The 21,486-nt window shown below is 26.5% G+C and carries 24 protein-coding genes and 3 pseudogenes; 12 read left to right on the top strand and 15 right to left on the bottom strand.

Features of this window, described 5'->3' with window-relative positions:
- Positions 1–53: 53 nt before the first annotated feature.
- Both AACK78_RS04055 and AACK78_RS04050 read right to left on the bottom strand, forming a co-directional pair.
- Positions 54–1,754, bottom strand: coding sequence for a lipoprotein (locus AACK78_RS04055; protein ID WP_338954521.1), 1,701 nt, complete (start codon positions 1,752–1,754; stop codon positions 54–56).
- On the bottom strand, positions 1,754–4,012 hold the full coding sequence (locus tag AACK78_RS04050) for a hypothetical protein (RefSeq protein ID WP_338954519.1): 2,259 nt from the start codon (positions 4,010–4,012) through the stop codon (positions 1,754–1,756). The genes AACK78_RS04055 and AACK78_RS04050 overlap by 1 nt, the downstream gene beginning before the upstream one ends.
- 186 nt (positions 4,013–4,198) lie before the next feature.
- Here AACK78_RS04050 and sufC point away from each other — a divergent pair, with 186 nt between their 5' ends.
- From sufC to AACK78_RS04025, 5 genes are all read left to right on the top strand, one after another.
- Entirely contained in the window at positions 4,199–5,014 is an 816-nt protein-coding gene (sufC, locus tag AACK78_RS04045; RefSeq protein ID WP_338954517.1) for a Fe-S cluster assembly ATPase SufC, read from the top strand.
- Between the two features lie 2 nt (positions 5,015–5,016).
- Positions 5,017–5,847, top strand: a complete 831-nt coding sequence (locus tag AACK78_RS04040; RefSeq protein WP_338954515.1) for a SufD family Fe-S cluster assembly protein — start codon at positions 5,017–5,019, stop codon at positions 5,845–5,847.
- A gap of 2 nt (positions 5,848–5,849) precedes the next feature.
- Entirely contained in the window at positions 5,850–7,079 is a 1,230-nt protein-coding gene (locus AACK78_RS04035) for an aminotransferase class V-fold PLP-dependent enzyme (protein ID WP_338954512.1), read from the top strand.
- A complete protein-coding gene (sufU, locus tag AACK78_RS04030; RefSeq protein ID WP_338954510.1) occupies positions 7,080–7,514 on the top strand; it encodes a Fe-S cluster assembly sulfur transfer protein SufU in 435 nt (144 codons plus the stop codon).
- Between the two features lie 214 nt (positions 7,515–7,728).
- Complete coding sequence (locus AACK78_RS04025) at positions 7,729–8,649, top strand: hypothetical protein (RefSeq protein WP_338954508.1); 921 nt, start codon at positions 7,729–7,731, stop codon at positions 8,647–8,649.
- A gap of 210 nt (positions 8,650–8,859) precedes the next feature.
- Here the strand turns inward: AACK78_RS04025 and AACK78_RS04020 are convergent, their stop codons facing one another.
- From AACK78_RS04020 to AACK78_RS04015, 3 genes and pseudogenes are all read right to left on the bottom strand, one after another.
- Entirely contained in the window at positions 8,860–9,459 is a 600-nt protein-coding gene (locus AACK78_RS04020) for a DDE-type integrase/transposase/recombinase (protein ID WP_338954506.1), read from the bottom strand.
- A 21-nt stretch (positions 9,460–9,480) separates the two neighbouring features.
- Positions 9,481–9,546, bottom strand: a pseudogene (locus tag AACK78_RS07555) (hypothetical protein); the annotation flags it as partial.
- 173 nt (positions 9,547–9,719) lie between these two features.
- Positions 9,720–9,983 carry a transposase family protein gene (locus tag AACK78_RS04015; RefSeq protein ID WP_338954456.1) on the bottom strand — a complete coding sequence of 88 codons (264 nt, stop codon included), beginning with the start codon at positions 9,981–9,983 and terminating at the stop codon, positions 9,720–9,722.
- 64 nt (positions 9,984–10,047) lie between these two features.
- Between AACK78_RS04015 and AACK78_RS07550 the strand changes: the two are divergent.
- Positions 10,048–10,375, top strand: a pseudogene (locus AACK78_RS07550) (IS30 family transposase); the annotation flags it as partial.
- A 354-nt stretch (positions 10,376–10,729) separates the two neighbouring features.
- Here the strand turns inward: AACK78_RS07550 and AACK78_RS04010 are convergent.
- The 9 genes and pseudogenes from AACK78_RS04010 to AACK78_RS03975 all read right to left on the bottom strand — a co-directional run bounded on the left by AACK78_RS04010 (position 10,730) and on the right by AACK78_RS03975 (position 17,709).
- Positions 10,730–10,858, bottom strand: a complete 129-nt coding sequence (locus tag AACK78_RS04010) for a hypothetical protein (RefSeq protein WP_338954504.1) — start codon at positions 10,856–10,858, stop codon at positions 10,730–10,732.
- Between the two features lie 107 nt (positions 10,859–10,965).
- On the bottom strand, positions 10,966–12,384 hold the full coding sequence (locus tag AACK78_RS04005; protein ID WP_338954502.1) for an NADP-dependent glyceraldehyde-3-phosphate dehydrogenase: 1,419 nt from the start codon (positions 12,382–12,384) through the stop codon (positions 10,966–10,968).
- A gap of 435 nt (positions 12,385–12,819) precedes the next feature.
- Positions 12,820–13,362: a hypothetical protein gene (locus AACK78_RS04000; protein WP_338954500.1), complete on the bottom strand. Its 543-nt coding sequence runs from the start codon at positions 13,360–13,362 to the stop codon at positions 12,820–12,822.
- Between the two features lie 2 nt (positions 13,363–13,364).
- Complete coding sequence (gene fmt / locus AACK78_RS03995; RefSeq protein ID WP_338954498.1) at positions 13,365–14,324, bottom strand: methionyl-tRNA formyltransferase; 960 nt, start codon at positions 14,322–14,324, stop codon at positions 13,365–13,367.
- Between the two features lie 18 nt (positions 14,325–14,342).
- Positions 14,343–16,316, bottom strand: coding sequence for a DUF2779 domain-containing protein (locus tag AACK78_RS03990; protein WP_338954496.1), 1,974 nt, complete (start codon positions 16,314–16,316; stop codon positions 14,343–14,345).
- Between the two features lie 64 nt (positions 16,317–16,380).
- Complete coding sequence (locus AACK78_RS03985; RefSeq protein ID WP_338954495.1) at positions 16,381–16,989, bottom strand: hypothetical protein; 609 nt, start codon at positions 16,987–16,989, stop codon at positions 16,381–16,383.
- A 194-nt stretch (positions 16,990–17,183) separates the two neighbouring features.
- Positions 17,184–17,348, bottom strand: a complete 165-nt coding sequence (locus AACK78_RS03980; protein ID WP_338954493.1) for an integrase core domain-containing protein — start codon at positions 17,346–17,348, stop codon at positions 17,184–17,186.
- Positions 17,349–17,387: 39 nt separating this feature from the next.
- A pseudogene (locus AACK78_RS07545) lies at positions 17,388–17,537 on the bottom strand (IS3 family transposase); the annotation flags it as partial.
- 46 nt (positions 17,538–17,583) lie between these two features.
- A complete protein-coding gene (locus tag AACK78_RS03975; protein WP_338954491.1) occupies positions 17,584–17,709 on the bottom strand; it encodes a hypothetical protein in 126 nt (41 codons plus the stop codon).
- Positions 17,710–18,446: 737 nt separating this feature from the next.
- On the opposite strand from AACK78_RS03975, the gene AACK78_RS03970 reads away from it, so the two are divergent.
- Positions 18,447–19,187, top strand: a complete 741-nt coding sequence (locus AACK78_RS03970; protein ID WP_338954488.1) for a DNA-methyltransferase — start codon at positions 18,447–18,449, stop codon at positions 19,185–19,187.
- Positions 19,188–19,222: 35 nt separating this feature from the next.
- On the opposite strand, the gene AACK78_RS03965 is transcribed toward AACK78_RS03970, so the two are convergent.
- Entirely contained in the window at positions 19,223–19,531 is a 309-nt protein-coding gene (locus AACK78_RS03965) for a hypothetical protein (RefSeq protein ID WP_338954487.1), read from the bottom strand.
- Between the two features lie 181 nt (positions 19,532–19,712).
- Between AACK78_RS03965 and AACK78_RS03960 the strand changes: the two genes are divergently transcribed.
- The 5 genes from AACK78_RS03960 to AACK78_RS07540 are packed head-to-tail and all read left to right on the top strand — an operon-like array spanning position 19,713 to position 21,421.
- Positions 19,713–20,372, top strand: a complete 660-nt coding sequence (locus AACK78_RS03960; RefSeq protein WP_338954485.1) for a hypothetical protein — start codon at positions 19,713–19,715, stop codon at positions 20,370–20,372.
- A 7-nt stretch (positions 20,373–20,379) separates the two neighbouring features.
- The gene (locus AACK78_RS03955; RefSeq protein ID WP_338954483.1) at positions 20,380–20,751 is read left to right on the top strand and encodes a hypothetical protein; all 372 of its coding nucleotides are present in this window, start codon (positions 20,380–20,382) and stop codon (positions 20,749–20,751) included.
- A gap of 59 nt (positions 20,752–20,810) precedes the next feature.
- Entirely contained in the window at positions 20,811–21,083 is a 273-nt protein-coding gene (locus AACK78_RS03950) for a hypothetical protein (RefSeq protein ID WP_338954481.1), read from the top strand.
- Between the two features lies 1 nt (position 21,084).
- A complete protein-coding gene (locus AACK78_RS03945) occupies positions 21,085–21,219 on the top strand; it encodes a hypothetical protein (RefSeq protein ID WP_338954480.1) in 135 nt (44 codons plus the stop codon).
- Positions 21,191–21,421, top strand: coding sequence for a recombinase RecT (locus AACK78_RS07540; protein ID WP_422396886.1), 231 nt, complete (start codon positions 21,191–21,193; stop codon positions 21,419–21,421). The genes AACK78_RS03945 and AACK78_RS07540 overlap by 29 nt, the downstream gene beginning before the upstream one ends.
- The last annotated feature ends 65 nt before the right edge of the window (positions 21,422–21,486 follow it).

Raw genomic sequence — 21,486 nt, 5'->3', positions numbered from 1 at the left:
TTAACTTTTTATGATTTGGTATTTACAATTTACACATTTAAAGAAGAAGATTTTTAATCTTCTTCTTTAATAATGAATGATCTAATTGCATTATATAAGGTTTGTGAATAAACATTCTCGGGATTATTAGCAAAGGCAAGGGAATATAATCTTGTTTTTGCTGCTGTTTGTAAGTTTTGTTGTTGAGCAAAAGTATATTCAATTCATTTTAGGATTTGTCCCTTTGTATTTTTGGCAATGTCAATAGGAGCTCCTTTGTCATTATAAAGTGGACTTCCTGTTTCATTGTGGGTTCCTAAGTAACCTTTTTCTTTGTATAATCATGATAATGAACGTTTAGCACCACCTTGTTGTGCTAATCAAGCTTGGTCTAAATCAGTTTGTGCTCCGCCTGAACCATATCAAGTTAATGATAATTCTTTGTTATTTTTATTATCAGCTTTATAGTTGATGTTCATGTTTTTCATTAAATCAACGGTATAGATTGGTAAAACTAACACAACTGAACCATATCTTTTATTAGCATCTAAGAATTGGTAACTTAAAGGATCTGTCCCTTCACCAGATTTAATAATTCCTGGAGTTGCTGTATCAATAATTTTTTGCTTATATGCATCAGCATTGCTTAGGATTGTAAAAATATCATTTTTGCTTTTGTTAATTCCTACGAATCCTTTAAATCCACTAATACCAAAGATTGGATCAATCCCATCTTTAATCATGTTATCAAATGCATTATTTTGTTTATTATTAAACATTTTTGTTAGGATATCTGTTAAGATATTTTTATAATTAGTTAAATTATAATTTAATTCTTCAACTTTTGCTAATGGACCGCTTCCTGCAAATAATTTATCTAAACTTTCTTTATCTAATTTTAATTCTCAAACCATTTTAAGATACGATTTTCATCGTGCACCACTAACAGTATCTCATGATTGAGTGGCATTAAATAAAGCACTATTTCGATTTAAATAAATTACACTATTATCAACGCTTCCATAACGTTTAATTTCGTTTTGATGTAAATATGTCGCTGTAATAATTTTATCGATAACTGCTGGTACTTCGACATGAATATAATAATCTTTAAAACGCACTTTTAATGCTGCTTTTTTCTCATTTTCTGACATTGCATTAAAGTCATTATAATTATTACCAGCACTTTTAATTTGAATTTTAAAGTTATTTTCCTCTTGTTCTTTTCGTGATTTTTTATAATCTATGTTAGATGTACCTGTTCAGAAGTATGACTGAGTACCACCAACATATCATTTTTCGGTTTGATAGTCAGGAGCGTATCCTTGTCCGGCAATTGTTGTTTCTAATGGAGTTGAATTAAAGATTCCAGTAAAGTATTTTGTACTTAAATTATCAAGGGCTACTTGTTCAACAAAATTGATAAATTGTTTAATTAATAATGAGTCAGGTTGACTAATATCAATTGATACTCCTGTATAATGAGCTCTTTTTACTTCTTCGGAAGCGTAGAAATATTTTGAAATATTAGTATCTAATAATCTTATTGCCATTTGTTTTAATGCTGCTTTAGTAAAAATATCATTGAAAGAATATTTAACAACATCTGATGCATCTTCTGCATTAATTTGGGCAATAATTCAACGTTTAACTTGGTCAGCAATCTCAGGTTCAGTAAATCTTTCAAAAGATTTTTTTGCACAAGCAACAAGGGTTGATGTACTAGCAGACGAAGTAAAGGCTATTGCCCCTAAAAGGCTTAGTAATTTTTTCATTATCGCCTACCTCCTTTATAGTAAATTGCTGGATTTGTCGTTGGACGTATCATTGCTGGAGCACTTGATTGTGTTAAAAGCACTGCTGTTTCTGCTGCGTTGTTGTTTGCCCCGGCGTAATTGGCATTGATTTCTTCATTTCATATTTTTACGTTGCTAATTTTATGAACAATATCTTTTGTTTTAATTTTAGCCGCTGGTCCACCAATTTTATAACCTTCAATTTTTTTATTTTCTGCTTCAAAACTACTGTATAAACGTTGAACAGTTCCGCCAGATAAATTAGATGACATCGCATTAATAATTGAAATAAATCAATCGGCATTATTTTGGCCTTCGCCATCATTATTAAAAGTAATAAATTTTTTTAATCACTCTTGTGGAGTTGTATTATTTGTTAAAATTTTATTATTAAAGTTATTAAAAAAGTCAAAAATTCATCATCATGTTTTATCATCCGCTGAACCAGAATTTGAACTTAAAGTAGCATATTTTTTAACTTCATCTAAAACTTTAAATTTAAGTTTACTATTGCTACTATTATTAACTAAGCTACGGTTTACTAGATATCATAAGTATTGAGCATTACTAAATTGAGTATTCATCATTTGTTTTGCTTTATCAGTTGTCATAATTTCTGATTTATCCTCCATTGCACTATAAGTATTACTTGAGTAATTTAAACTTTTGAATTGTCAATCAATATTATAGTCTTTATATGATGATGCAGTTGCATCTTGTAAATATTCACGACCATCAATATGAACTAAATTTAAACCATTTGTATCAAAGAAACTAACAACCATATCACCGCTGCCACTTCCAATTGTTCAGTTAGCACTAATTGCGTCACCTTGATTTTTACGACTGATTTTAGTTATTACAGTATCTATATCGGCAGGTGCAGCTTCTCCCTTTGCATTAATACTTTCATAAACACTTGATTTTAAAATATTTGATTTAACAGCATCAGCTTGTGTACTTAATGTTAATAAGTCACTTGATGGGGTAACAGTTCCTTCACTGTTAGTAATAAAGTCCTCTCAGTTTTTAGCTGATGTTAAATTTTTTAGATCATTATTAATTTGTTTTTTTGTTGCTTCATCAAAACTATCTGTTGTAAAGCCAGTATCAGTTGGTGTTGCACCTGATTTAAAACCATAAGTTATTTTTGAAATTGCTAATGGTTTTTCATTTTGAAATCATTTTTTAGTCATATATTTTTGAAATAATGAAAGTTGTCCAACATCATATGTTTCACTTAATATTGGTGTTCCAATAGATGTTGCTGTTGAATTTTCAAAAACAGGTGTTGAAACTGGTGGATGATTATCATTCATATATTCTAAATGGTTATAATTATATGTTTTTAAATTATTTGCAATTTTGTCAAGACGACTATCAATCTCATTAATTGTTAATTTACTAAAATCTTCACCAAAAGAATTTTTACTTTTATCTCAAGTAAAGGCTAAGGCTAATTGAATTCGTAAATTTTGATTATTACTATTTCATTCTTTTGGTGATTTTTTATCTTTAAGGAAAGTAGCAAAATCTTTTAAGAATTTAACTGAACTGTTAGTAGTATTTTGTTTATATACACGCATATTATTATTTAACAAAGTGCTAGTTAACATTTGCGTTGCACTAATACCACCATCAACTCCTGTTGTCATAATAGCTGCCTTATAATTTTGTTCTTTAATTTCATATTTTTTGTTACCATTACTACCGCTAATATCTTTATAGTTTGAATCTAAGAAATCATGATATTTTTTTTCTCATTTTTTTTTGTCGCTATCTTTAAAACTTTGTTTCTTTTTCTCAACAGCTTTATTTGTACTTGTAACCAATAATTCTCATTGTTTTTTTAAAATGTTTACTAAGTCTTTATAATCTGCGCTATCAATATTTTTTTCTTTATTATCTAAAAAGAACTTGCTAGGGTTGGCCAAAATTGCAACACTTAAAATTAATGATAATTCTACTGACATTTTAATTCTAGTAGGTCCATCTCATTGGGTTGGGTCATTTGTTCATTTTCCATTTCTTGCATTTACAAATGGATTTTCTAGAACACTTCAAATATCAGGTGAAGTAATTTCTTTTCCCCCAAAAATTCCTGGAATTCATGCTCAAATACTATCCCCATTTTCATTTTTGTGCTGATTATTTTTCTCTTTAGTACTACAACTTGTTGTGACTACGGCTGTGGACACTATTATCATGCTACTCAGTAATGATAAAAGTTTTCTCATTTTAGTTCATCCTTCCTTTTGACTTTTTTTATTTTTGTACTTTTTGATAAAAAATACTAAATACATTCTATTAAAAAAATTTAATAAAGTCTACTTTTATTGTACAATAAAAGTAGACTTTATTAAAAAAATAAAGATAATTTCACTTCTGGATTGGCATAAAAATATTCCAAAGGAGGGATTAAAGTGAAAAAAATTGAAATAAAAGATCTATTTGTTTCGGCGGATAATGAGGTTATTTTAAATGGTTTAAATTTAACTGTTAATATTAATGAAATTCATGCTTTAATGGGGCCTAATGGAAATGGAAAATCAACTTTATTGTCAACAATTATGGGACATCCTAGTTATACCGTTGAAAGCGGGGATATTTTAATTGATGACGAAAGCATTTTAGAAAAAACAGTAGATGAACGAAGCAAAATGGGGATTTTTTTCGCAATGCAATCACCAGTTGAAATTTCGGGAGTTTTAAATTTAGATTTTTTAAAAGCAATTATTAATGCACATCGTGAGTTGCCAATTAAATTACCCGAGTTATATCAGGATATTAATCATAATATTAAGAATTTAAAAATTGATGATAATATGATTCACCGCTATTTAAATACTGGTTTTTCTGGGGGCGAAAAGAAAAAAAATGAAATTTTACAATTAAATTTATTAAAGCCATCATTAGCTTTAATTGATGAAATTGATTCGGGCTTAGATGTTGATGCTTTAAATGTTGTTAGTAGCGAATTAAAAAAAATGCGAAATAAAAATTTTGCGGCAATTGTTGTTTCACATTATGATCGTTTTTTTAATTTAGTGAAACCGACACAGGCGCATGTTATTGTGAAAGGGAAAATTGTGAAAAGTGGCGATTATAGTTTAGTTAAAAAAATTAACGAAGAAGGTTACGAATGATTATTACAAGAGTTAAATTTAACTGCGGAAAATAAAAAAAGTGGGGTCAAACCTTTAGCAGGAATTGGTTGTGCTGTGCAAAAAGGAAAATAAAAATGCGTGTTTTAGTCAATAAACAAGAACTTGTTAGTGATAAATTTAATGTTGATGCAACAACAACGGAATTAGCCCTTGAGAATAACCAACCCGGGGAAGTTATTGATATTAATTTTGTTCCTAATCTTGTTAATAAAACTTTTTTGTTTTTTTTAAATTTAACATCAGAAGTAACAATTAACTATAATATTCCTGCAAATAGTCAAATTAGTATTATTAATATTTATAAAAATCGTGAATGTGAACAAACGGCCAATCTTTTTTATAATTTATTAGAAAAATCCCAAGTTAATACTTATCACTTAAATATTGTTAATAGTAGTATTACGGAAAATGTTACTTTTAATTTGCAAGGCAAACGTAGTATTTTGAAATATTATTTGGCAAGTTTGTCAACATATGATTATTATAAAAAAACAATTATTTATGCCCATCACTTAGCGCCGGGAACGGAAAGTGAAATTAAGACATATTCAATTGCCAAAGATAATTCATTACAAACTGTTAAATGTACTAGTCATATTGAAAAAACAATGAGTAAATCAGAAGCACATCAAGAATTAAGATTGTTAGTTTTTGATAAAACTTCAAAAGCCATTTCTGATCCAATTTTATTAATTGATGAAAATGATATTAAGGCGAGTCATGCTAATGCGGTCGGAATGCTTGACCCAGAACAATTTTTTTATTTACAAACAAGAGGATTAACAATAACGCAGGCCCGAAAATTAATTTGTATGGGTTATTTTAAAAATGTAATTGATGCAATTGAAAACGAAGAATTACAAAAAAATATTATTAATGAAATTGATAAAGAGATTGGAGAATAACGATGATTGATTATAAAAAAATTAAAAAGCAATTTCCTTTTTTTAAAAATAATGCTGAGCAAATTTATCTTGATAGTGCCGCAACTAGTTTAAAACCCCAAGTCGTTATTGATGCGATTGGTGAGTACTATGCAAATTATGGAACTAATCCCCATAATATTGATAGTATTTTAGGCTATAAAACAAATGTTCAATATGATATTGTTCGTAAGAAAATTAAACAGTTTATTAATGCTAAAAAAGTAACCGAAGTTATTTTTACACCCGGAGCAACATATGGTTTAAATCAAATTGCTTATGGTTTAAGCTCAAAGATTATGAAGGATGATGAAATTTTAATTACCAAACAAGAACATGGGGCTAATATTTTACCGTGATATCGTTTAGCGCAAGAAAAAAAAGCAGTTGTTAAATTTTTACCAGAAACAAATTTTAGAATTAATTTAGAACAATTAGCAACAATGATTACTGCTAAAACAAAAATTGTTGCTTTTGCTAATGTACCAAATATTTTAGGCTATGAAAATGACTCGACAGCGATTATTGCAATGATTAGAAAGATTAATCCAGCGGTAATTGTTGTTGTTGATTGTGCTCAAGGAGTTATGCATATGCCAACTGATGTGCAAAAATGAGATGCTGATTTTATTACTTTTTCGGCACATAAAATTTTTGGGCCCACGGGAATTGGAATTTTATGAGGAAAAGAAGAATTATTATTAGAATTAAAACCTTTAATTGTTGGTGGAGGGATGAATGCCCGAATTGATAGTGATGGTTTAAATTATAGTGTAAAAAAATTACCAGAACGATTAGAAGCAGGAACAGCTAATATTGCTGATATTTTTGGCTTTGGAGCAGCAATTGATTTTATTAATGCAGTTACTTTGCAAGAAATTATTACATATACCCACCAATTGAAGCAATATGCGATTAAACAGTTTAATGAAAAGTTAAAAGATAAAGCAATAATTTATAATGCCGATGCTAAGGCAGCAACCTTAGTTTTTAATATTAAAAATGTTTTTTGCCAAGATGTTGCAATGCATTTAGGGAGTCGGAATAATATTACGGTTCGAAGTGGTGATCATTGTGCCCGTTTAATTGGTGAAGTTATTCCTGAAAAAAATACCGTTAGAGTTAGTTTTTCAATTTATAATAGTTATGAAGATATTGATTTATTAGTATCAGACCTTATTGATGAACAAGATTTTTTAGGACGGTTGGTTTAAATGGAATTTAATAAAAATGACCCAATGTTTTTACGACAAATTATTATGGACCATTATTCAGAGCCACAACATAAAGGTTTAACCAAAAAACCAGCGGTTTATTCGATTCATCAAGCTTCAGAGTCTTGCATTGATGACATTTATTTAGAATTAATGATTGAAAAAGATAAGATTATTAGTGCTCGTTTTGATGGTGTGGGTTGTGCCATTTCAACAGCGTCAACGGATATTATGGCGGAAGAATTAGAAGGAAAAACAATTATGGGAAGTTTAGCAATTATTGATAATTATTTAGCAATGATTTTTGAACAATCATATGATGAAAAAAAATTAGATGATTTAATTGCTTTTATTAATATTTCAAAACAACCGAATCGAATTAAATGCGCCACAATTGGTGTTGCTGGTTTTCAAACATTATTATTAATTGTATAATGTAAAACTAAATCATAAAAAGTTAATAAAATTATAACAAATTAAAAATAAAAAACAATAATCACAAAAAATATTAAATTAAAAATAATATTTTTAATTTAATATTTTTAATTTAATATTTTTTGTGATTATTGTTTTTTATTTTTAATTTGTTATAATTTTATTAACTTTTTATGATTTAGTTTTACATTATACAATTAAGAAGGACTTAAAAATGGGCAATATAACAAACAACGATGCGATATTACAACAAAATAACAACAAAGATTGAATTTTGAAAAATAATGTTAAACTTTTAGTTAAAAGCTGACGATTTTGATTTAAATTAATTATTGGAATTTTACCAATTATTTCAATTATTATTTTTACTAATGTTAGTTTATCATTAATATTATGATGTAAACATCATGATGTTTTTCCAAAGAGTTGGGTTTCGAAATATGACACAAGATTGGAAGAATTACAAAGTTGATCAGATATCAGTGTTAGTTTCATGGTTATTTTTCGGAATTTAACATTATATACTTCATATTCAACCTTTATTTTTTCTTCATTTTTTCTTAATTCTGCTTTTAATACCTTAAAAGAAGGACAAGGACAATATGATAATAGTAAAGTAGGATTATTAACAATGGTTGTTATTTGTTTTACCTTATTCTTTTATAATATTTCCTTACCGATTACTGGCGATTTTAAAAAGTGATTACCAATCCAATGAATGAGTATGTTTTTACAACATTCTTTAATTCCATTGTTAGGGGTTCTTTATTACTTTACTTGTTATAAGCATTATAATTTAACTTATAATAAAACAGCAATGTTATGTTGATGAGGATATAGTTTATCAACGATTTTAGGATATTTCTTAGTATTTACCATTCTAGGTTGTATTTTAAAAGCAACACATAGTTGAAAGCCAATGCCAGATATGTCATTCTCTGGTTATTTTCCTTATGATTTTATGGAGTTTACTAATCCCAAAGCTAGTTATACAAATGGCAAAGTTTCAATGACCGTTCAGACAATGACTGTTTATATAACATTTGCGTTAATTGTTTCTGGTTATTATTTTGGGTTCTATTTTGCCCAAAATAAAACTAGTTGAAAACAAATGCGACAATTAAAACGCTTATAGCTGTAAATTATATACTGTAAAACTAAATCATAAAAAGTTAATAAAATAATTCCGACATAATCTGATACGTTATACTGGTGCTTCGCGGTGTTAACCATTTCATTCGCTTTAATTCAATCTTTTTGCAATAAATGGCTTTACTTAAAAAATAACAGTAATGGCGCCTAAAAACTAGACTGCACCCTGTTTAGTAAGTATTAATAAAAAGGTTTACAAACTTTCATTTATTATATATTTTTCTTTTTGGTTTGAATATCATTTATTTCATTTTTTAACATCATTAATATATTCATTATGAGATTTATAATTTTTATTATTAATTGTTCCTTTTTTAAGTAATGAATGAAAACTTTCAATAATAATGTTGTCTGCACAATGATAATTTTTACCCATTGAAATTATAATTTTGTTATCTAAACATTTACTATTGTAATCTTTAGATGTATATTGATATCCGTGATCTGAATGAATTATTATTTTATTTAAATCTTTTTTTATTTTTTTAATTTTATTAATTGCATCATTTAAATTATCAAGTACAAGTTTGTTATTATTAAATTTTGATCATTTTACATCAATAATTTCTTTAGTATATCATCCATCAAGTATTGTTGATTGATAATGTTTTTTACCATTTCAAATTAAATAAGTTACATCAGTAAATAAAATTGAAAATCTTTCTTTAATATCATTAAAATTACGATTTACTAAATCAGGATATTTAATTATATTTTTATTTCTATTTTGTTTTATTAATATTTTTCTACGCATACGCTTTACATATTCAGCTTGAATATTATTTTCTTTCATAATTCGCAATACTTTCTTAACATTATAAACAATGCCATAATCTTTTTTTAAATATTTGGTAATTCGACGATAACCAAATTGTTTTAAATTTTCTTCATAGACTTTTACAATATTTTTTAATGATTCGCTATCCTTACCATTACTTGAATAATTTTTATATTTATCTCAATAACTACGCTTTAAATCTGTTATATCAAGTAATAAATTTAGTGGATATTTATTAATGTTTTCTTTGATAAAAGATACAATTTTTCTTTTATTTAATTGTAAAAGTCATGAAGCTTTTTTAGTAATTCATACCTAACTTTGTAATAGTTTAAATCTCTTTTTTCAAATGATTCTTTTGGACCTTTATTGGTGTTTAAAATTCCTTTCTTAAAATTTTCATACCATGAAGCAACAGTTTTTTTATTAATTTGATATTTTTTTGCAATAAAACTTATACTATTATTTTTAACCTCGTGTACTATCATTTTTCGAAAATATGCTGTATATTTATTAAATTTTTGTCCTTTTCTTGCCATATAAAAATGCACCTCCTTTAAAGTTTAGCAAAGACTTTTTTTCTTTACTTACTTTTTTGGGTGCAGTCTAGTATTAACAATTTTAATGAAAATGATTAAACAAATTGGTATTAGTAAATTTAGTTGTATTTTAACCGATAGAGGAAAATAATTTTATAGATGAAAAACAATAGAAAAAGACTTTAAAATAAGAGTTTATTTTTGTGATCCTGGTAAACCTCGTCAGAAAGCATTAGTAGAAAGAATAAATAGAGATATAAGGCGTTGATGAGCCATTAATTAATATTTGTAGTAGATTAACATCTATTTTAGAAATATTAAATACCACAATTAGACCTTGCTTGGAAAATTTTACATCAAGACAATATTTTAAAAAAATTTTTTTAAATTAAATTAGTGTTTGTTAAGATTAGTAAAATTTATTTTTTGTTGTGTTTAATTTTATAATTTTAAAAATAAATATTAAAAATACTGTTTTTAATTTAATATTTTTGTGATTATTGTTTTTTATTTTTAATTTGTTATAATGTTATTAACTTTTTATGATTTAGTTTTACAGTATACAATACTTAAAATAAGATGAAATTCCAAATATTTATTTTTTTTTGAAAAAATGGTTGCAATTTATTAAAAATATTTTATTATTAATCTAGCAAGATATAAATTTGCCGTTTGTATTTACACACCGCCCTAAGAAAATTAAATATAAGGAAATTTTAGTAATATGAAACTTATATTCTAACTCACTAATTTTTTTGCAATATTAGTAATTTATTCAGCAATTGCATTATAATCATCAAAAACAGAACTAGTTTTAAACTTGCCCGTTCTTGTAATTCACTAACATCTAAACTAATTGCTTTAATTGTTAACATTAGTTCGTTTAAAGCTTGCTCAATTTAATTTTCTATTTTTTCTTCCACCTACTTATAAGTATAATATATCATAAAATTAAATATAAGATTATGTTTTAAAAGAAAGGTTAATAATTAATTACTAACCCTTTAAAACGAGTAACAGAATTAATTGTTTCTCGAATTCCTTGGACCCCTTGTCCTGAATCATGAATTCCTAAAAATGGGAAAGAATCAGGACCACGTTGTGTTCGTCCATTAATATTTACTGTTCCCGTTTCTAATTCATTTGCAATATTAAAAGCGGCATTAATATCTTTCGTAAAGATACACGCTTGTAATTTAAAGTTTGATTCATTTGCTAAAGTAATCATTTCCGCGACATTTTTACAACGAATAATTGGTAAAACTGGCCCAAATGGTTCTTCTCATGCTAAGTGCATTGCTGGGGTAACATGATCAATTAAAGTTGCACTAAGTAAGTTATCTTTTCGTTCATTGCCAATAACTAATGTTGCTTTTTTGGCTAAAGCATCATCAATTAATTCTTGGACAAATTCAGCTGCTTTTAAATCAATCACTGGGATAATGGCCTTATTATCTAATGGCGAACCTGCTTCCAACTTGCTAACTTCTGTTTTTAATAATTTTACTAATTCATCCGCAACAGTTTCATCAACGAATACCCGTTTTATGGCCGTACAACGTTGCCCAGAATAAGCATAAGCTCCAGCAATAATTTCTTTTACTGCTTTTGTTAAATCAGCATCTTTCAATACTAAAGCGGGATCTTTCCCTCCTAATTCTAATACTAAGTCTTTACTATGTCCTAATGTCCGAATATGATTACCAACGGCAACTGACCCTGTAAAGGAAATAACATTAATTTCAGGATTTAAAACTAATAAATCACCAATATCACGGCCACGTCCAGTTACTACATTAAAAACACCTTTTGGAAAGCCAACTTCATGGGTTAACTTTGCCATATATAACCCTGTTAAACTACCATTTGTTGCTGGTTTAAAGACAACAGTATTCCCTACCACCAAACTTGGGACAATTTTAGCAATACTTAAATTAACCGGATAATTAAATGGGGAAATTGCTAAAACAACACCTTTTGGAACGCGCGAAAAAATTCCCATTTTGTTTTGAACATTTCAACCATCACCAGTTAATGTTTCAGGAAAAATTCGTTTTGCTTCTTCAATTGTATAATCAATATACTCAATGCTACGCTCCACTTCTACTTGGCCATCTTTTAAACTTTTCCCAACTTCATACGCCATAATTTTAGCAAGTTCGGTTTTATGACTCGCTAATAATTCTGCTCATTTACGAAGATAACTAATTCGTTCAAATAAGGTTAATTTTGCTCATCCTTTTTGCGCTTGGCGCGCTGTTTTAAAAGCTTCATTAATTTCTTTCTCTTTTAAAGCTGGAACACGACCATACGGTTTATTATTAATTGGTGAAATTATTTCTAATCAATCCCCATTGTTTATTAATTCACCATTAATTAATGCATTTAATTCCAAATTCATTTCTAATGCCTCTTTTCTTCTTGCATTACTCTATTTATATTTTATGCTTTTTTTTAAAATTTGTATACTGTAAAAATAAATCATAAAAAGTTAATAAAAGGCGTCCTGTACGATGAACCGGCAAAAAAAACAATTCTTGTGAGATTGTTTTTTTATTTTTATATTAAAAAACATAAATTTATTTGCATTATTGATCGGATAGTATCTGGATTGGCAACCCTTTTTAGGACACTTTTTATATGGACTGTTGTTTTCTAAATTCAACAGTCCATATAAAAAGTGTCCTAAAAAGGGTTGCCAATCCAGAATATTAAAAACAATATTTTTAATTTAATATTTTTTGTGACTATTGTTTTTTATTTTTAATTTGTTATAATTTTATTAACTTTTTATGATTTAGTTTTACAGTATACACTTACTAAAATGGATGCAGTCTTAATTACTCTTTTTATAATATCAAAATTGTTCATCATCTCAAATTTTATTTACACTATGGTCATTAATACGGACAAAGACAGCTGCTAAAATAATTCCAATTATTGTGGCAACTCCAATTTGAATGGCATCAGCAATTAATTCAACAATTGCGACAGCTGGCCTAAATAAAAGATAGCTATATAAAACATATAATAATAACATCCATGTACTAATAAAAATAGCTCCATAGCGACTAAAAATCCGCGCCCCAAAATAAATAATAAAAAACATTAAAATTCGAATGACAACAGAAACAGGAATAAAAATAAAGTCCCCTGTGACAAGATCAATAATTGTTACATACAAAATCCCACTAATTAATAACATTGGTCCTTTGATTAAAGTTATTAAAGCTAAGAATAAGCCATCTGCTAACTGAATAATCCCTTTCCCGCTACCAAAATCAATCCGAATAAATTGTGAAATATAAGCAATCGTTACTAACAAGGCTGTTATTAACCCCGTTGTTGTTAAATATTTTAATGATTTTAAACGATACATTATTAAATGAAAATATTTCCAACCATAATTTCTGGTGACGCGCTGTGGTAATAATTTTTAGCATCGGTTACTTTCTTACCTTCTCGTTGTAAGCGAGTAATTAATAAATAACCATCTTCAACTTTAACTTTAATCCCATTTTTTAACACATCAATAATTGTGCCATTAACAAAATCAGCATCTTTCTCAGCTAATAGTTCATTAGCAATCATTGCTTGGTGTAATTTATAATGCATATTATTAACTGTGGTATAAGCAATTGGTCAAGCCCATAAGCCCCTAATTTGATCAACAATTTTTTGCTTTGGTAAAAATCAATTAACTTTTTCTTCATCCCGTGTAATATTATAAGCAAATGTTGCTTTTCTATCATCTTGAGGGGTTCCTTTAATCTTGCCGGTAATAATATCTAATAAATATTTTTCAATCATTGTTCCTGCTAAAACCACTAGCCGGTCATGCAAGGATGAAGCAGTATCCGTTGACATAATTGGAATTGCTGTTTGAACATACATTTCCCCAGCATCTATTTGTTTAATCATTTTCATTAGGGTGATCCCGGTTTCTTTTTCCCCATAAATAATTGCCTTATGAATCGGAGCCCCTCCCCGTAATTTTGGCAATAAAGAGCCATGGACATTAATACAATTAATCCGGACTAATTTTAAAATTCGTTCCGGAATAAACTGACCATACGCACAAGTAACAATAGCATCTGGTTGTAAGGTAACTAATTCTTGATAAAGATCATTAATTTTTTCTGGTTGAAAAACCGCAATCTGCTTCGCTAAAGCAAATTCTTTGACGGGTGAAAATTGCACTATTTGTTTTCGCCCTATTTTTTGATCAGGTTGGGTCACAATTCCAATTATTTCAATTGCTGGGGCCAATTTTTGTAAGGCCGCTAGCACCGCTGTGGCAAAGATTGGTGTCCCCATAAAAACTACTCTATATTTTTGCATCTTTTTTCCTCCCTCAATTTATTTTAAAGGTGTCATTAAGTGAACAATATGTTGATAAATTACTACCATTGCTAACGTATCACGGTTACAATATTTTAACATTTCCGAGCGAAAGAATTTATTCCAAATTGATAATGAAATGTTATTTTCCGCACACCGACGAAAGATTTCACTTGCCATATCCCCTTTCTGGACCTTTAAGACTTGATAAGTAAATTGGTTATCAAATGCTGGCTGAGTTTTTTTAATGGAAGCCGAACCATAAAATTCCTTTTTATAAATCATAAAATCTTGAAAAAAGTCCATTAAATCAATTGTTTTATTACGAATTATTCTTAGTTTTTGTTGCCAATCCTGATATCTCACAATAGTTTCTTCATTTCGCGTCTGATTAATTAAGATTGCTAAGTAATTAATTAATTCTGCTAAAACTTTACATTCAAAACTTTTATAATAAGCAACATAAACCCCTAGCCCAGCGTTAAATAAATCAGTAACTAAATGTTCAATTAATGCTAACCGTGGATCACCTTCCCCATCCGCTAAGAAGGCATAATGTGTCATAGTTGTCTCATCTTGATAATCAAAATTGCTATCTTTAATAATATGAACTGAGTATTGAAACGGAATTTGTTGATAAGAATAAGAATAATCAAACCGCGGGACAGCGGCCTTCATCGTTTCAAAATCATACATATATAATGGATACTGATATTGGGTTAAAACTTGTTTAATTTCCGGAATTTTTTGTGGATTAAGAACAGGCGCATTATCTTGAACGGCAAGAATTTGACGCTGTTGTTTTTCGGAAAATAAAACGGGAGTTTTTTGCCGAGCTGACTGGTGAAAGGTAAAAGGTAAGACAATATCTTTTAATAAATCAATGTTCTCTTGATACTTTAATAATGTCTTTTTTTCCATTCCCTGCGTTAATTCAAAAACACTATGATGGGTTGGTAAATAACTCGTAATATGCTGGCAATAACCATACCGATCACCCTTACCGTTAAAACATTGTTCCTTACTAAATAATGGAAAAATTTTAGTTGCTGGTTGCATAAAATAACTTTTAATTAAAGCTAAATCATCAGTAATAAGACGATTCTTGGCAACTCGTTTCGCAAATTGACCAGTCATCATTTGCTGACAAAATTCTAATAAGCTAACTGGTGGTAATGTTTTGGTTGGCAATTTATAAAGGTTTTGAAACATAAACAACTGGTCATCATCAATATCGCCATCACGAGAATATTCCGAATTTAATAACATTAAGGAAACACGACTAATTGTTAAACCAGCCCCCGCTAAAATATAATACTGATAAGCGACATCATAGCCATATTCATCTTTAATTTCTTTATCCATATACATTTGGGTATCTTTAGCATATTTCCGTCCCGTTGATGCTTTAACCTCTATTAAATGATACGTTCCATCCCGGAGTTTCTGTAAAATATCACATTTCGTAATGCAATTGTTGTAAACAAACGATGGTTCAAAATAAACATCATAATTAGGGTCTGCTAAAACAGCGGTTGTTTTAGAAAAAGCAATTTTCTTACTGTAATGTTCTAAATTAAAATAATTATGATCACGCATAAAGTATTCGCGTGCCCGTTGGCCAATTTCATTTCCATCGGCAATTGTTTCACCCGGATAAAAATCAATTTTAACATCATCTGGTAACTTTCTCACATCATCATTGCTTGTTGTTTCATCAGCTGGTCAATAAGTTTCTAACGCTAAATCATATAAATGCGGCGTAAATAATCCTTTTGTATCATTATTGTTATTATTATCAAAAAAAGTACTCTCATCTACTTTGGCACTATTAATATTATCTTGTAAATCAAAAAAGACAGAAATCTTTTGCGCTGTTACTCAATCTTGCACTATTTTTAAATTATCCCGCGATGCTAATGTTCAAGCAATTTTTAAACATTTCTTAAATCGTTTAAAATCTTCTTTTTTTAAAGTGATTTCTAAATCCATTGTTGCACTTCACTTTCGTTATCTCATATTTATCATTAGAAAGACAAATAAAATAAGATGACACTTATTTTCTAGGGACAAATTTCTCTGCTTTTGGGCGTTTTTCAACCGGACAGTGGCCAACTTTACGCATTTTTCTTTCTTCTTCACGCTTTTTAATCATTTCAGCGCAGTGTGCTTCATATTCTTTTTTTGCGGCAATTTTTGTTGCTTTTTTTTCTTCTTTTGTTAACTTAACTTTTTTCTCACTAATTTCAATTCGGTGTTTTGTTTCTTCTAAATTAATTTCTTGATTAACAATTCAAGTTGTTTCATATTGTTTCTTACTAATTTTCTTTGAAATTCCTTCAATTTCAAAAGCTTTCTGTTCTAAAAAAGCATTAGTCTTTGCTTCATAAATATTAACAATAACATCAAAAATATCCCGATATTTAAATTCTTTTCCTTTACGGGCAATAACTTTCTCATATTGTAGTCTTAAATTTTTACGATTATCAGTATCTTTAATATATTGTTTAATTTTATCTTTAACTTGTTTTTTTCTTTTTTCACGCTCAATTCGTTGGGCTTTTTGCCCCATAATGGAAGAAACAATGGCAAAAATAATAACTGCAAATACAATTACTACTAAAATCACGTTCATTGTCATACTACCACCCAAAAAATTTGACATTGTTATCTAAACTCCTTTTTACTTTACTATTATTATGCACTATTAAGGCACTTTTTTCAATTTTTTTATTTTTAATTTGTTATAATTTTATTAACTTTTTATGATTTAGTTTTACAGTATACGAATAATATTAACCCATCACTATTATTGGAACGATACCCAAAAAGTAGACATAAAATAAAAAACATTTGGTATTAATATTCTACACGATATGTTTGTTTAAAATTCATTCATTTATGAATTAAATTAATCATATCGTGTTTTGTTTTGATAATATTATTGTAAATAGTTTCTTTCTTTAAAATTGAATGAAAACTTTCTATAACTGCATTATCTAAAGGAGTACCTTTTCTTGACATTGATATACGTATTCCAAGATTTTCACAAAATTTATTATATTTAGTGGTTCTATATTGAATTCCTTGATCAGAATGTAATATTAAACCATTTAATTTTTTATTTTTTACAGCTTTTAAAAGAGTATTCATTACTAGCTCTGTATTGTTTTTAAAACTAATTTCATATGCAATAATTCTTTTATCATATAAATCAATAATAGTACTTAAATAAAGAAAATATTTTTGTTTATAAATTTTAATATAAGTAATTATCAGTAACTCATTTTTGATTAATTTTTTCAGCTCTAAAATTTCTTTGTAATAAATTATATTTAGCATCTAATAAATTTTCATAACTACGATCATTATTTTTCGATCGCATGGAAAAAAGAAGGGTTTTAAGAAAATATATAGAAATTGAATAAGAATAATAAACCATTTACTAAAATGGTTTATTTATTTATAAAACCATAATTATAGATTAATTTAATTGAAACAGAGAAAAGACAGCATCTTATTTTTATATAATAAAAAACTTTATAGCAACTTTTTGATGCCCTCTTTAAGTTGTTTGCACATTTATTAAATATCTTAAAATCTTTACAAAAAATGTACCTGTTCTTATTCTAATTTAAGGTGTTGTCTCTTCTCTGTTTCGGTATATTAATCTCTATTGGCACACTTAATTATTTATTAAAAAATTAATATTTAATATACGATCTTTGAAAACTTAATAGTATTTTTCAGTGTGCCAATTTTTACTATTTTGCATATTTTAAATGTGCCAAAATTTATTTTTACTATATATTTAATATATTTATTTAAAAGACAGAGAGATAAAGAGATAAAAAAAGAAAATATTAATATTTCTCTCACTCTCTCATAAATAATTAGTTAATAACAAAATTAATATATTTGTTAATAAATAAATTAGAGTAAAAGTAAGTAAAAAAGTATTAATAATATATTTATTTCAATCTCTATCATAAACAAACAATATAGACATATTAAATTAAATATTTTTGATAAACATATCTTAAAAATATATATAAAAAATAATGTTAAAAAAATATTTAATAATTTTATTTTAATAAAATACAAAAATAGGATGATAATTTAATGAAAGAATTTAAGACTAATTTAGGTAAGTTAATAAATGATGATGCTTTATCTTTTGTCAAAATATTAGAAAATGATAGCGTTGATTTAATATTAACTGATCCACCTTATTTATATGATTTACCAACAAGGAAAAAAGAACAAATAAATTCCAGCGAAATATCAAAAAGTATAAATAAATATATTAACGCTATCTATGATAATAATTTACATAATTCATTTGATATAAATACTTATTTAGATGAATTTTATCGAATTTCAAAAAATAAATTTATGTTAATTTGAATGAATAGAAGACAAATTAAATATTACTTAGATTGAGTATATAAAAATAATATGAATTTTGATTTTTATTTTTGAGAAAAAACAAATCCAATGCCAACTAATAATTTTATTTTTCAAGATAAAGAATATTGTATGATTATTTATTCTAAAAAAGATCCAATACCAAACTATATAAAAAACTATGAAAATAAAAAAACAATATTTAAAAACCCAATAGGTTCATCTTATAAAAAAACAGAACACCCAACAGAAAAACCATTAAATATATTTGGCGATTTGATTAAAAAACATAGCAAAGAAAATGACTTAATTTTAGATCCTTTTATGGGAAGTGGTACAACCGCACATGCTTGTGAACAATTAAACCGAAAATGACTAGGTTGTGAAATAAATAATAATTACTTTGCAATGATACAAAAACGATTAAATAAAATACAACTTAACTTAAATTTTTAAAAAATGAATAACTTTCAATTAATTAAAAAAATAAATTATGTGGCAATTTTAATTGCAATGATGGTTGTATTATCACAAGTAATGCGAATACAAATTATTTCAAGAATATCAATTCCATTATTTTTAATCCCCATTTTTATAAGTGTATTTATTTTAAATTGATATTGGTATTTGTTGATTGGATTTATGGGACATTTTCTATCTGATTTATTATTATGAGGTTTTACTGTGGGATCATTATGCTGAAATATTGGCATGGGTTTATTGGCAATTTTAATTAAACTAATTAATTGAATAAAAATAAATCATATTATTAAAATTATTCTAATTTTATTAGCAAACATAATTATTTATCTTCCGATTGATTTTATTCTTTTTTGGTTAAATATTGGAGTTTTAAGTATAGAACAAATAATTATCGGAATATTAATTACAAATACAAGATGTTTACCAATTTTCTATTTTATAACATTAAAAATAATCAAACTATTTAATAGTAAATAAATAAAGGAAGAAATAAAAAATATGGAATTAATAACTATAAAAGAATTAATAACTAAAAATGATATTGAAGATGAAAAAATAAAACTAAGGAATTCACTTAATGATTCTTTAAATTATTTGAAAGATTTTATATCAAAAATAACTGATAAAAATAATATTGAGTATTTTAATTCTTTACAAAATAAAATCATTAATTACACAATTAAAAATAAAAACGATGCAGATAATGGTAGCGAATTAAAGTCTATTTTAAAAATGGAAGAAAAAAAATACTTAAATTCACTTTCTTCATCAAAAACTATTTTAAATCAAGTAAGAAGGATTTTATTATTATTCGAAATAGAAATTAGCAATAAATTTAAAGATTTAACTGATGAAATTTTACAAAAACAAGTTTATTGGTATGAAAAACAGCAACAATTAATTTTAGAAAATAAAAACTTAACTAATAATGTTGGAATTATTGATCAATTAATTAGTAAAAATGAATTAAAAATTAGAGGATTAAAACAAAAAAAAGAATATGATATTAAAATAATTGACATTGATAAAGTTCCTAATAAATTTATTAAAAAAGAACTTGATACAGACTATGTTTTAAATTGAATAAAAAATCAGAAAATTGAAAATCCTAAAATTAATGGATTAGAAATTAATTATAAAACAAAATTTCATTATTAAATTATTTATGAAATTTATTGATGAAAATATTAATTTAAAGTATGAAGCTGAATTTTGGAAAGATCAACATAGATATAAATTTAATAATAAATTTTTGCCAAGTGTCACACCCATAGTTAGTAACTATTTTAATACAAATTATTCTGATATTAAAGGTTCTGCATATTTTAATAAAGCAATAATTAGAGGAAATATTATTCATGAATTTGCATCAAGAATATTATACGATTGTGTTAAAAACGAAAACTCACGGAACAATATTAATCAAATATTAGAATTATTAAATGTTGAATATAATGAAATTAAAGAATTATTTCCATTAATAAAAAAATTAATTATTTTATTAAAAAAATCGAAAAAGAATTTAAAAAAATTATAGCAATAATAGAACAACAAATTTCAGATGGATTAATTTGTGGTACACCCGATTTGGTTTATATGGAAAATAATAATGCAGTTGTTATTGATTTTAAAACTTGAAAAAATGTTGAACTTAAAAAAATTAAAATGGCACAATTACAAATTACGGGATATGCACATTTATTAAAAGCCAATGGTATTAATGTTGCTGATAAAGGGGAAATTTGAATTATAAATAAAAATGGAATTGAAAGAATTAATTTTAAAATAACAACTAAATTAAATTTAGAATGACAAGATGCAAAAGCACAATTTTTAAAAAATAGTGCAAATTTTAAAGAGGAGATTTAAAATGGAAATTAAAAATTATTTAGAACAACCAAACACAAAAAATTGATTAAATACAAAATTTAAAAATGAAAAAGAAAATAAGTATTTGGCGCAACTTCAAATAGGATATAAAGGGATATATTCAACTTGCTATTAGAACTGGGCAATATTTAACTATTAATGCTATTGAAGTTAAAGATGGTGAATTAAAAAATTATAATTTTTTAAAGGAAGAATATAATTTTAATTGAATAGAAGATAAAAACCAAAGAATTAAAAAAGAAACTATTGGATATGTCGCATATTTTAAACTATTAAATGGTTTTGAAAAAACTTTATTTTGAACAAAAGAACAATAAGAAAGTCATTTTAGTAAATATTCACAAACTTATAAAAAATATGGAAAATTTATGGTTAGTGGTTT

Origin of the sequence: Spiroplasma endosymbiont of Polydrusus cervinus, assembly GCF_964019755.1 — a bacterium.
GTDB lineage: Bacteria > Bacillota_I > Bacilli_A > Mycoplasmatales > Mycoplasmataceae > Spiroplasma.
Note: the sequence above shows the minus strand (reverse complement) of the source record. Positions and strands in the feature narration are given on the sequence as shown.